The 11,910-nt window shown below is 60.3% G+C and carries 10 protein-coding genes and 2 pseudogenes; 5 read left to right on the forward strand and 7 right to left on the reverse strand.

All coding sequences use genetic code 11. The annotated features are described in order from the left end of the window. Positions 1 to 15: 15 nt before the first annotated feature. The gene (gene aepX, locus AC0V7N_RS36750) at positions 16 to 855 is read right to left on the reverse strand and encodes a phosphoenolpyruvate mutase (protein ID WP_496628429.1); all 840 of its coding nucleotides are present in this window, start codon (positions 853 to 855) and stop codon (positions 16 to 18) included. Between the two features lie 776 nt (positions 856 to 1,631). Between aepX and AC0V7N_RS36755 the strand changes: the two genes are divergently transcribed. Further along, positions 1,632 to 1,823 (forward strand): hypothetical protein, encoded by a 192-nt coding sequence (locus AC0V7N_RS36755; RefSeq protein ID WP_244662151.1) that lies wholly within the window; start codon positions 1,632 to 1,634, stop codon positions 1,821 to 1,823. Positions 1,824 to 2,225: 402 nt separating this feature from the next. On the opposite strand, the gene AC0V7N_RS36760 is transcribed toward AC0V7N_RS36755, so the two are convergent. Further along, the gene (locus AC0V7N_RS36760; protein ID WP_496628354.1) at positions 2,226 to 2,582 is read right to left on the reverse strand and encodes a transposase; all 357 of its coding nucleotides are present in this window, start codon (positions 2,580 to 2,582) and stop codon (positions 2,226 to 2,228) included. A 422-nt stretch (positions 2,583 to 3,004) separates the two neighbouring features. Between AC0V7N_RS36760 and groES the strand changes: the two genes are divergently transcribed. The 4 genes and pseudogenes from groES (at position 3,005) to AC0V7N_RS36780 (ending at position 5,606) form a co-directional block, all read left to right on the forward strand. Then, entirely contained in the window at positions 3,005 to 3,301 is a 297-nt protein-coding gene (gene groES / locus AC0V7N_RS36765) for a co-chaperone GroES (protein ID WP_095495974.1), read from the forward strand. Positions 3,302 to 3,364: 63 nt separating this feature from the next. Beyond that, positions 3,365 to 5,017: a chaperonin GroEL gene (groL, locus tag AC0V7N_RS36770; protein WP_496628355.1), complete on the forward strand. Its 1,653-nt coding sequence runs from the start codon at positions 3,365 to 3,367 to the stop codon at positions 5,015 to 5,017. 158 nt (positions 5,018 to 5,175) lie between these two features. Then, positions 5,176 to 5,310, forward strand: a pseudogene (locus AC0V7N_RS36775) (sulfite exporter TauE/SafE family protein); the annotation flags it as partial. A 77-nt stretch (positions 5,311 to 5,387) separates the two neighbouring features. Next, a complete protein-coding gene (locus AC0V7N_RS36780; RefSeq protein ID WP_496628356.1) occupies positions 5,388 to 5,606 on the forward strand; it encodes a hypothetical protein in 219 nt (72 codons plus the stop codon). A 77-nt stretch (positions 5,607 to 5,683) separates the two neighbouring features. Here the strand turns inward: AC0V7N_RS36780 and AC0V7N_RS36785 are convergent, their stop codons facing one another. From AC0V7N_RS36785 to AC0V7N_RS36805, 5 genes and pseudogenes are all read right to left on the reverse strand, one after another. Further along, positions 5,684 to 7,591, reverse strand: coding sequence for an EAL domain-containing protein (locus AC0V7N_RS36785; RefSeq protein ID WP_496628357.1), 1,908 nt, complete (start codon positions 7,589 to 7,591; stop codon positions 5,684 to 5,686). A gap of 237 nt (positions 7,592 to 7,828) precedes the next feature. After that, the gene (ubiM, locus tag AC0V7N_RS36790) at positions 7,829 to 9,010 is read right to left on the reverse strand and encodes a 5-demethoxyubiquinol-8 5-hydroxylase UbiM (RefSeq protein WP_496628358.1); all 1,182 of its coding nucleotides are present in this window, start codon (positions 9,008 to 9,010) and stop codon (positions 7,829 to 7,831) included. Beyond that, entirely contained in the window at positions 9,010 to 9,342 is a 333-nt protein-coding gene (locus AC0V7N_RS36795) for a globin domain-containing protein (RefSeq protein ID WP_496628359.1), read from the reverse strand. The genes ubiM and AC0V7N_RS36795 overlap by 1 nt, the downstream gene beginning before the upstream one ends. 56 nt (positions 9,343 to 9,398) lie before the next feature. Next, a pseudogene (locus tag AC0V7N_RS36800) lies at positions 9,399 to 11,296 on the reverse strand (glycoside hydrolase family 127 protein). Beyond that, a complete protein-coding gene (locus AC0V7N_RS36805; RefSeq protein ID WP_496628360.1) occupies positions 11,293 to 11,766 on the reverse strand; it encodes a substrate-binding domain-containing protein in 474 nt (157 codons plus the stop codon). Before AC0V7N_RS36805 ends, AC0V7N_RS36800 begins: the two are co-directional and overlap by 4 nt. Positions 11,767 to 11,910 lie beyond the last annotated feature (144 nt).

Genomic DNA, 11,910 nt, shown 5'->3' on the forward strand with positions numbered 1-11,910 from the left:
TTTCGGCAAAGCCGCTTACCGCGGCTGTCCCTGGCCGTCCGCTGCCCGCGGAAGGTATTTCTCTTCTGCCGCTGAGAGCTCGCCGTAGTTCATCAATTCGAACAGCTCGTCGAGCGTCGCCACCTCATCTTCGATACCGGCAATGCTTTCTTCCTGAATGATGCGGTCGCACACGTGACGCATTGCCGAGATTGCGGCGCGCATGTTGTGGTTGGCCCAGATCACGGTCGAAATGCCTGCGGCGCGATATTCGGCGACCGGTGTGCAGTAGTATTTCGTTGGCACGATCACGACGGGGAGGCGGTTCCGCCAGAGTCGAGCAAATGCCAAGATCTCGCTGGGATCGGACTTGCGCGAATGGATGAGAATCGCATCGGCGCCGGCTTCCGCATAGGCGTGCGCTCGTGCAAGCGCCTCGTGCTGACCGTATCCGGCGATCAGCGCCTCGATTCGAGCGACGAGAACGAATTCCGGATCCGGAACCTGGTCCTTGACGGCCTTCAGGCGACCGCAGAACTCGCCGACCTCCACCAGCGGATGGCGGTCGCCGACGAAGGAGTTCATCTTCGGGAACGCGGTGTCTTCGAGGCAAATGCCGCTCGCGCCGTGCTGCCGCAGCTTGCGAGCGACCAGACGGGCATTGTTGAAATTGCCGAATCCGCTGTCTCCATCGACGAGGATTGGAATTTCCGCTGCGTCCGCCATCCGTTCCACGACGTCGACCAGCTGGGTCCAAGAGGCCTCGTTCGCATCGCGGTAGCCGAGGCTGGATGAGATCGAGAGCCCGGACGCCCAAAGCGCCTTGAAACCGGCCCGCTGCGCAATCGCCGCGGAGAGCGCGTCATGGGCCTCCATAAGGAATGACGGTCGGTCACGGATGCAAATGAGGTCACGAAGCGTAGATATACCTTCGCTCGCATTGCCGCCTGGATTCCGCAGGTGACGCCCTTTTTCCGATAGTTTACGCCCCCGGCGCGGATCTGACATGCTGCTTTCCTTCCTTCGTTCCATAATCCCGATATCAACCACGACATGAAATCGGTCAGCAGCGCCTGCCGCCTTACTAGGAGGAAGCCTCAAAAGTCATGCCAACTGCGCAGGAAAAGCCTCAGAAAAGTGTTCTCGATATTTATCAATGACTTGAATGATGGTGCGAGCAGGACAAGCCGAACATCCGTGTCGCTATCGCTGGACAAACCCGGCAGTAGTGTCGGTTGCCCACCGTCTTGCCAGGAATGGCGGACAGAATTCCCCCGCAGGAAGCGGAATTCACGCGTCATCTGACTGCTATCCGCGCTGTCCGATGTCCGACAATGTCGTGGCTTCTTCTAAATTCGCTGTGATCAGTCAGGTAACCCTTCAGCGCTTCGTCTCGCTCAAGACACTTCGTTTCAGATCCATCGGCACCGTCTGAACGCAATGGCGGAGTGGAAGGCCGTGACTGCGCTCTGCTGACAGCAACGCACACCGCTTTAGCGGGTTCATACGCAGACAACGTGACAGCGTCAGCCAGGCGTCCTGGCTACTCCCCCGATTATGCCGGATTTAAATCAAATCCGTCTGTGGATATTGACGATTGCGCGACCCTCACCTCTTAGACGGCTAATGCGGGCGGCTACTGAGAGGGACAAATGACAAGCGATTTTTCCGCCGCCCGAGTGCATTTAGATCGAGCGTATCACTACCTTCGTGGCGATGACCCGATGAGCCGGAGGGGACGCGAAGCCTTGGACCTGTTAATTGAGGCGGTTGCCGCCGAAGAGTTCAAGCAGCCACGCCAAAACGCGCAGGTGCTAACGTTTCCGATTGGGCGCCGCTTCTGAGGCGATCTCCATGGCCGCCACTATGAACCATGGTCAGCTAGATAATCCTCCCAGAACGCAAAGAAGCCCGCCCCGGCGTGAGCCGAGACGGGCAATAGAAATGGTCCCAGGCGCGCGTCCACGGAAACAGCGCCGGCAGGTGAAATTCGGCAGAATGTCCATCCTGGCGCAACGTCATGTTCCCCGAACCGAGAGATTGACCGATGCCGTGAAAAAACGCTATTGCGATCCCTGTCTGCCTGTCTGGAGGCGTAACGGCGGTCGGTTGAATGGCGCTTGGCTCATTGACGAGAATTCCACGGATTGGCCTCCATCATGTTGGTGCCGGCACCGTTGGCGTGGTCAGCCGCACCAGTTGTCGCAGGCGTGATGGCGGCCATGAGGAACTCTCACAGGCTCCGCTCAGCCGGGTAATCTCCTGCGTTCGAAGCGGAGCGCGGTCTTCAGGCGTGCGAAGAGCATCTCGACCTGCTTGCGTTCGTTGCGCGACCGTCCGAACTCGGGCGGATCCGCTTTGACGGGCGTCTCGCGTGCCTCTTCGTGGACGCGCAACACGTCGCGCACCGGCGTCTTTGGATAGCAGCGGCGCTTGAGTTCACAACTCTGGCAGTCTCGTTTGCTGGCCCGATATTTCCGGTTTCCACCGCTGACATTGCCTGTGCGCGGGACCGCGAAGTTGCGACGATACTGCCCTGCCGGCGGGAAAGATGAACTTGCGGACCGCATCGAAGATGAAGTCCGCGCGGCTGAAGGTTTCACGCTGGCTTTTGTCCCACACCGGAATGTGCGGCGCGATGTTCTGATCGACGAGCCATCCGAGGAACTTGCCGGTGCCGTATCCGCGCGGCGCTCTTCGCCGAAAAAGCACACTGGGCGAACTGCCGTTCTAGCCCTTCCCCGCCGGCCACACCAAGGCAGGCGCCGCAGGCGGAGATGTTTGAGCCGGTGGGGAAGAGCGACTGGCAAGAAAGATGCAGAAAGAGCTTTCTCCTCACGTAAAGGGGGCCGGCGCATCCGCGCCGATTCCAAAATCTTTTGCTCTTCGCCCGTCCCCTCTTCCGTCTTGACTAGTGCCAGTCGACGGCCTATCTCACCGCCATGTTAGCACTCGCTTCTGGTGAGTGCTAACAACTCTCCGGCTACGGAGAACCGTTCAACATCCGAACTAGGGACATCCAAAAATGGCAAAGTCGAATTTCCGGCCGCTGCATGACCGCGTGGTCGTTCGTCGCGTCGAGTCCGAAGCGAAGACCGCCGGCGGGATCATCATCCCGGATACGGCTAAGGAAAAGCCGCAGGAAGGCGAGATCATTGCTGTCGGCTCCGGCGCCCGCGACGAAGCCGGCAAGCTCGTCCCGCTGGACGTCAAGGCGGGCGACCGCATCCTGTTCGGGAAGTGGTCGGGCACCGAAGTCAAGCTCAATGGCGAAGACCTTCTGATCATGAAGGAAGCCGACATCATGGGCATCATCGGCTGACACGCCGCCGCCTTTCATCCGCACCATCCAATCTGAATTCGGGCGAAATGCCCAGGAGTAAAAATGGCCAAAGACGTAAAATTCTCCCGCGACGCCCGCGAGCGCATGCTTCACGGCATCAACATCCTGGCCGACGCGGTGAAGGTCACGCTCGGTCCCAAGGGCCGTAACGTCGTTATCGACAAGTCGTTCGGCGCGCCGCGCATCACCAAGGACGGCGTCACCGTCGCCAAGGAAATCGAACTTTCCGACAAGTTCGAGAACATGGGCGCGCAGATGATCCGCGAAGTCGCGTCCAAGACCAACGACATCGCCGGCGACGGCACCACGACCGCGACCGTTCTGGCGCAGTCGATCGTCCAGGAAGGCCACAAGGCGGTTGCCGCCGGCATGAACCCGATGGACCTGAAGCGCGGCATCGATCTGGCCGTGACCGAAGTCGTCGCTCACCTCGTCAAGAACGCCAAGAAGATCAAGACCTCGGAAGAAGTCGCCCAGGTCGGCACGATCGCCGGCAATGGCGATGCTTCGGTCGGCAAGATGATCGCGGAAGCGATGCAGAAGGTCGGCAACGAAGGCGTCATCACGGTTGAGGAAGCCAAGACCGCCGAGACCGAACTCGAAGTCGTCGAAGGCATGCAGTTCGACCGCGGGTACCAGTCGCCCTACTTCGTCACCAACGCCGACAAGATGGTTGCCGAGCTCGAGGACGTCTACATCCTCCTGCACGAGAAGAAGCTCTCCAACCTGCAGGCCATGCTGCCGGTTCTCGAAGCCGTCGTGCAGACCTCGAAGCCGCTGCTGATCATCTCGGAAGACGTCGAAGGCGAGGCCTTGGCCACGCTGGTCGTCAACAAGCTGCGTGGCGGCCTGAAGATCGCCGCCGTCAAGGCGCCGGGCTTCGGTGATCGCCGCAAGGCCATGCTGGAAGACATCGCCATCCTCACCGGTGGCCAGGTCATCTCGGAAGACCTCGGCATCAAGCTCGAAAACGTCGGCCTCAACATGCTCGGCCGCGCCAAGAAGGTGTCGATCTCCAGGGAGAACACCACCATCGTCGACGGCGCCGGCAAGAAGGCCGAGATCCAGGGCCGCGTTGCCCAGATCAAGCAGCAGATCGAGGAGACCACCTCGGACTACGACAAGGAGAAGCTGCAGGAACGTCTCGCGAAGCTCGCGGGCGGCGTTGCCGTGATCCGCGTCGGCGGTGCGACGGAAGTCGAAGTCAAGGAAAAGAAGGACCGCGTCGATGACGCCCTCAACGCGACCCGCGCGGCCGTCGAAGAAGGCATCGTTCCCGGCGGCGGCGTCGCTCTCCTACGCGCTTCGCTGGCCATCACCGTCACCGGCGCCAATGCCGATCAGACGGCCGGCATCGCCATCGTCCGTCGCGCCCTGCAGGCTCCGGCCCGCCAGATCGCCGCGAATGCAGGCGCAGAAGCTTCGATCGTCGCCGGCAAGATCCTCGACAACAAGGATGCAACCTTCGGCTACAACGCCCAGACCGGCGAATATGGCGACATGATCGCCATGGGCATCGTCGACCCAATGAAGGTTGTGCGCACCGCTCTCCAGGACGCGGCCTCGGTCGCCGGCCTGCTGGTCACCACCGAAGCCATGATTGCGGAGGCTCCCAAGAAGGAGTCGGCTGGCGGCGGCATGCCGGGTGGTATGCCCGGCGGTGGCATGGGCGGCATGGGCGGTATGGATTTCTAATCCAGCCATTGCCTCGCATTCACGGAAAGGGCGGCAGCAGTGCCGCCCTTTTTCTTTGGGCGAACCTTTTTGCCCACAGGGGGCCGGCGTCCTCTAGAATGCGGAGGGGCAGGCCCGATCACGGGCATCATACGGCGGTACTTTCATGGCGGACACCAATGACTGAATCCATTCTGTTCGCCATAGGCGGCTTTCTTGCCCAAGCGGTGGACGGCGCGCTCGGCATGGCCTACGGCGCGGTCTCGTCGACGGTGCTGCTTTCGTTCGGCGTTCCGCCACCACGCTATCACGCCTGATCTGCGAGCATGGCGATCAGCCACAACTACAAGCCCATCCTCGACGAGACGGGATCACTTCTCCCCGATATCTCGTGCTCAATGCGCTCGGGGCGGCGGACGGCATGTCGGTCGGCATCATCGCGTGCATGCTGGCGCTGGAATCGAGCGCGGTGATACCTCTGGTCGGATGGAACAGGCTGGCCTGGTCATCCGCCAGCTCGGCTCCGCGACGAACGCCAGGTGCAGTTCACCTTTCCGTCGCCGGCCGGGCGCTGCTTGGCCCAGTGCAACTCGGCTTGGCGACACGCTGATCGAGCTCTCGCGAATGAGCCTTGCTGAGATCAAAAGCCTCACCCGCCAGATCCTGGTGTTGCGCGACGCGTGCCGGTCACAACTCCTTTGCGTGCTCTTTTACTGCCAAATCGATCGCCTGGTTCAGAGGCACCGCCTTGGAGAACAGGAAGCCCTGAGCAGTTCTGCAGCCAAGCTTGAGCAGAGTTTGCCGATCTGCCTCTGTTTCGACGCCCTCGGCCATGACGTCGATCCCGAGCGTCTTGCCAAGATCGATGACCGTTTTGACAAGGAGCCGGTCCTCTCGGGACTTGGCCAAGCCGCGAATGAAGCCTTGGTCTATTTTCACCTTGCGTATCCGGCTGTCCTTGAGCGATGCCAAGGTGGAAAAGCCGGTGCCGAAGTCATCGAGCGCGATGGAAATGCCGGCATGTGAAAGCCGTCCGAGCTTTTCATCCACTCTGTCCGGGTCCACCGGGGATTCTTCAGTAATCTCGATTTCGAACATCGTTGCAGGGAGATCTTTTGTCGCCAGACCATCCAGAACCATGTCGTCGATATCGCCGGCTTCCAGTTCGCGCGGTGATACATTCATCGCCACACGAAGATCACGACAGTCAGCTTTCACCATGCCGTCGATAAGTGCACAACAGTCAGCGAAGACCGTTTGGGTCAGCAGCTGAAGCATTCCGGTTTGGCGTGCGGCTATGACGATTTCGGGTGGAGAGATAGAACCATGAATCGGATGGGACCACCTTAGCAAGGCTTCAAAACCGACCACGGCCTCGGTGTCGAGTTTCACGATGGGCTGGAACCAGGGTGCCAAGCTTCTCGTCTTTATCGCTGAATGAAGGTCGCGTTCGATGGACTGGCGGCGTTGCAGTTCCCTGTCGAGGTCGGCATCGAACAGGCAAAACTCGTTCCTACCACGACGCTTAGCTGTGTAAAGGGCGATATCCGCCCGCAACAACATTTCTGTCAGTCCCGGGCTCTCTGCCAAGTATATTCCTATCGATGCCCCGACCCGGACGGACGCGACCTCAGGATAGGGGCGGGCAATTTTGGCTATGATATTGGAGGCGAGATCACTGGCAGAAAGCGAATCCCCCAGTGAGCGAAAAAACAGCACGAATTCATCGCCGCCGATTCGGGCGAGCGTTGAGCCTTCCGGTGCTTCCTGCTCTATCCGGCGGGCGATCCTGACAAGCAGATCATCACCGGTCCTGTGGCCGTACGTATCGTTGACGGATTTGAACCCGTCTAGATCAATCAGCATTGCAACGAAGGGGCCGTCTGCAGTCTCGAACCGACCGATAGCGTGTTCGAGGCCACGCCTGTTGAGAAGGGCAGTCAGGTGGTCCTGCCTGGAACTGGCCTCCATTTCGGCCGCAAGCCGCTCGGCCTCATGCCTCAGGCGGCTTGCTTCGCGGAAGCGCGCTTGTCCAACAAACGCGGCTCGAACCAGGCCGCCCAGGAAGAGCAGAACGGCGAAAGAAAGAACGTACCCTTCAAAGTTGCCTTTCGCCAGCAAGCACCCCGCTGTGATGAGGAGCGGGGGTGTGATGAAGTTGGTCGCTGCCGCGGCATATGAACTGCCGTATGTAACAGCACCAGCTGAGATGCCTGCCAGAATAATCAGATGCAGCGGTGCGTGAGGTGTCGTGTATCCAACCGTAAGGACGGCAAGGAACGACCAGGCAAACCCTGCCAGAAGAGCAAGGATGCCGAACCAGCGAAGTCGCGGCGAAATACCTGTCAGATCGTCCTGGCGCCCCGTTTGCTTTAGCTGATAACGGGCGAGTGCAAGGCGGCCGACATTTATCGCATTGATGACCAGGAACCAAATCGCGGCGCCAAAGCCGCCGCCAGAAAGGGCTTGCACCGTCAAAATAAGGCCCGAGAGGACGGTGCTGATCGGCATTGACACGAAGAGACCGGCCCTCAGGTCAGCAAGCTGATCCTGACGGATTTTGGCCTCCAGCGTGTCTTCTTTCTTCAGGTCCATGGACGGCTAGCTTGCTTCCCAGGCTTCTTCGCAGCGCAAGCCTATGCAAGCCCACTGAAGGACGGGTTAACTAATGGGCGTGGTAACTGGTGCGGCGGCTCGTATGCCTCCTCTTAACATTGGCGGCTGATCATTGAGGTCTTGCCCGCGCCGCGCGTGATCCGCGTCATTCCGAGCATTCGCAACGACACATGGACGCAGCATCGCTATTGGCAGGAGTCGAGACTGTCTGTGATTTCATCGCCTAAGCATGGCCGAAATGCCATGGCGGACAAAGGGAAGATATTGGGCAAAGCGAAGGCCCGCATGTCTTGCAAGCCGTGCCGCCGGGTGCTCGCCTGAGTAGAGTCCGACGAGGATGTTCGTAGCATGATAGAGCGGTGCCGCCGACCGGCGCAGGCAGCTTTCGTATCTGTGGAGCATGTCGGGATCGGCAATGTCGCGCCGGTCGCGACATACTGTCAGGATTCTATAGGCGAGTTGCTTCTGGCCACTGAGGGCGATGTTAAAGCCATGCGCGGTCACCGGGTGCATGCCAATGGCGGCGTCGCCGATGAGTGCGGCGCTCGGTGCCCAGAACTTGTGCGCCCACGTCGTGACCAGCGGATAGCTATGGCGGCTGCTTGCCAAGGTCATTTCTCCGAGGCGCCCTCGACACCGGTTCGTCAATTCCATCAGGAACAAATCGTCGTCTAGAGCAAGCAGTCTATCGGCCTCGTTTAACGGCAAAGTGAGTAGCAGCGACGACACGCCTTCCATGAGCGGCAACATCGCTATCGTCTGATGGTGATCGAACCATTCGACTGCGATCTGCTGATGGACGCGCTCGTGCCTTACCCGGCAAATCAGCATGCCCTTGCCGAGCCGATTGATATCGGCGCCGATGCCGAGCAGGTCGCGCGTGGCGGAAAAACGCGAGTCCGCTGCAACGAGAAGCCGAGCGGTCAATTGCCTGCCATCGGAGAGCGTTATGACTGCTCCTTTGTGGCTGTTTGTTGCACCGACGACCGAGTGGCCGCATATCAGCTGGGCATGATCCTGCAAGCGGATGATCTTGAACAGGGCATCGCGGATCCGACAATTTGGGACCAGAAACCCGAGTGGTTCCCCAGATCCCCTGGGAGGATCGAAACACAGAGCGAAAGGGCTCGATCCGTTGAGCACGCGCGCGCCTTGCAATGGTGATTTGTGCGAAGCGGGGATGGCATCCCAGGCGCCGAGCTCGCGAAGGATTCTAATCGAGGCGTGGGTCAGCGCGATCTCGCGACCGTCGAAAGCTGGATTCGCCAGCCGTTCCAAGGACTGCTGTTCAACAACTGCCACCTTCAGATCGCTCTGCCCCAGCGACGCGGCGAAGGAAAGACCGACCGGCCCGCCTCCGACGATAACGATGTCGAAACTCTCGTCGGAGCCGGCCATCAGCGTGCCGCCATCGCGTGGGCTATCTGCGTGAGATGCTGGTGGAGTTGAGCCGCAAACTGTGGACCGATTGCGCGGGGTTCCAGTGCCCGCCGCGTCGCCTCAAGCCACTGTGCATGAACGTCCGCATAAATCGGCAACGAAGGATGCAGTCTTATCAAACACGGACGCAGCTGATCGCACCAGTCTTTGGGTCCGCCCAGCCAGCGCCATGCCCCCCTGTTGGCAGGGCCGGTCTCAATCCGGTCGTGGCACTCGAAAACCAGGGCACGGATCGCTGGGCCGCGCCCGAGATGAGGGAAAATGCTATCCGAGACGTTTCTTGGCTGCATCTTGTCGGCATTCTTGAGTTGATAAGAGGGCTATCCATGCGGCGACAGCGCCGAATTCAGCTTTCCAGCAGCCACACTTGCATCGAGCCTTTCGCCCGATTGTTCCAAAGAAAGTATGGCAGGGCGATTAGCCTGCAGTCGGAAACGACGGGCGGCGCATTCCTGTACAGGCTGTCTCCCAGCCTTGGTCTACGACGCGCTTCGCGGGGGCGGTGAGCGTGACCACGCCATCGAAGAGGTCGCCCCGCTCCTCCGTTTCGATCCAGGCGTCTCGCGGCAATTTGAGCTGCTGCACTCGCCCCCCGGGGTTGTCTACGTGTTCGACGCAATAGACCAACGGTCCGCACTTGAGCGCCACCCGGCCGATGTCCTGACTGACCTTGGGATGAGCATAGATGCGCTCGGGAGGCATCGGCAGCTCGAGGGTGATCGTGTCTCCGGCATTCCATAGCCGCGAGATCGAAAGATAGCCGTTGCTGGTGCATGCCTCCACGTCGATGGGATGTCCCTCGACCGAGGCTTCGGCTTCGTGCGCCCATCCGGGAATGCGAAGCTTCACGGCGAACTCGGCCGGGGCGTCAGGGCTGACCTCGATCCTGATCGAGCCGAACCATGGATAGGCGCTGGTTTCCCGCAGGAACACGTTTCCCGTAGCAAGCCGGATGTTCGTCGAAATGCCGCCATAGAGATGGAAGGCGATTGCGTCTTCGCTGGCCGACACGAAATAGCCTCCGACCGAAGCGATGAGACGCGACGAATTCATCGCGCAGCATGGGCATGTGTGCCAGGCCCATCGGCTGTGTCGCCCATCGCTGTCCAGCGGATTGGAATAAAAATAGTGCTCGCCATCGCGCGACAGGCCGGTCAGCGCGCCGTTGAACAACGCCTGTTCCATTACGTCGGCATAGCGGCCGTCGAGATCGAGATGCAGCATCCGATGCGCCCAGAAGATCAGCGCTACCGAGGCGCAGGTCTCCGCATAGGCCGTATCGTTCGGCAGGTCGTGGTCTTCAGTAAAGCCTTCATTCGCGGCAGCCGAACCCAAGCCGGAGGTGATGTAGATCTTCGAGGTCATGACGTCGGCCCAGAGCTCCTCGCATGTTTTCTTGAGGCCGTCGTCGTTCAGTTCCGCCGCGAGGTCGGCCATTGCGGAATACATGTACATCGCCCGAACGGCATGGCCGACCACCTTGGTCTGCTCGCGCACTGGCCTGTGCGATTGGTTGTACTCATACCTCTTCGCCCAGAACTCACTAGGGTTCTCCCCGCGCGCGACCGCTTCCTGATCGAAGTAGTGCGGCTGGCGGCCGCGCTCGTTGATGAAATAGGCCGCGAGTTCGAGATGCTTTCTCGCTCCCGTCAAGCGATAGAGCTTAACGAGGGCAAGCTCGATCTCCTGATGGCCGCAATAGCCGTGCTTCTGGCCGGGGTTCGGGCCGAACGTCTTGCGCACATGGTCGACATAGCGCTCAAGGATGTCAAGGAGCCGGCACCGGCCCGTCGCGAGGAAGTAGGCGATGCCGCCCTCGAGCAGATGTCCCAGATTGTAGAGTTCGTGATAGTCGCGCAGGTTGGTCCAGCGCTTGTCCGGCTCGCGCTGCAGGTGCCAGCAGTTCAGATAACCGTCGCCAGCCTGTGCATTTTCGAGATCGTCGACGATCTTTTCGATCCTGGCCTCGATGTCGGCGTCGGGCCTGTGTGACAGCGCATAGGATGCCGCCTCGATCCACTTGCCGGCGTCGGAATCCCAGAACACCTGCACGAAATTGTGCTGGTTGGGCGCGGAGCTCAGCGGCGGCGGGTTCGGCAGTGTCAGGGACTGCAGGATACCGTGCTTGCCAAGCTGGACGTGCTGGGTGGGGATGGTCCGCGTCAGCACAGTCTCAAGCCGCTCGCGCCAGAATTGCCCCTCCAGCGCGACATCGACGAACTGAACCGGCTCGAACTCGTTCATTGGAACGCATCCGTTCCTGCAATGAAGTGCATTGGCGTGCTCACGGCTTCGACGATGCCCGCACGGCCAGTGAACACGGCCGACGCCTGACGCACGCGCTCGGCGATCATCTCCAGCACGCTGTCACCAGCGTCGCGTCCGACCGCGTTCAGGTTCTCATCGAGGCTGGCCAGCCGCGGCCGCGTCGCAAGCACCATCACGTCCCAGTTGTTAAATCCGACGATGGCCACGTCGACAGGTGCTGCCAGGCCAATCTCGCGCAGCGTGTCGCACGCGCCGCCGGCGATCTGATCGTTGCCGCAGAAGATCGCGTTCGGCGTTTGCGGTCCCGAGAACAATCTGGCCGCCGTGTCGCGCCCCAACGCCTCGGCTGACTTTTGGCTTTGGCCGTTCTTCGTGTCGGTCTTGATCCAGACCGGTCGCCGAGGTGTTGGGCGACGCGATCCATTGAAGGAGTCGACCACTATCATGAAAAGACCCAAAAACCGCCAAAACGCTGATGGTGACGACTAAACTGTCCGTTAGACATGCGTTCTCCCTTGAAAGGCTAGCCGACGAAACCACGCCGATGAGGAGATAACCTTGATCTGGATCAGCCAGACACGACAAATCCG

The sequence above is a fragment of the Mesorhizobium kamtschaticum genome, assembly GCF_056174585.1.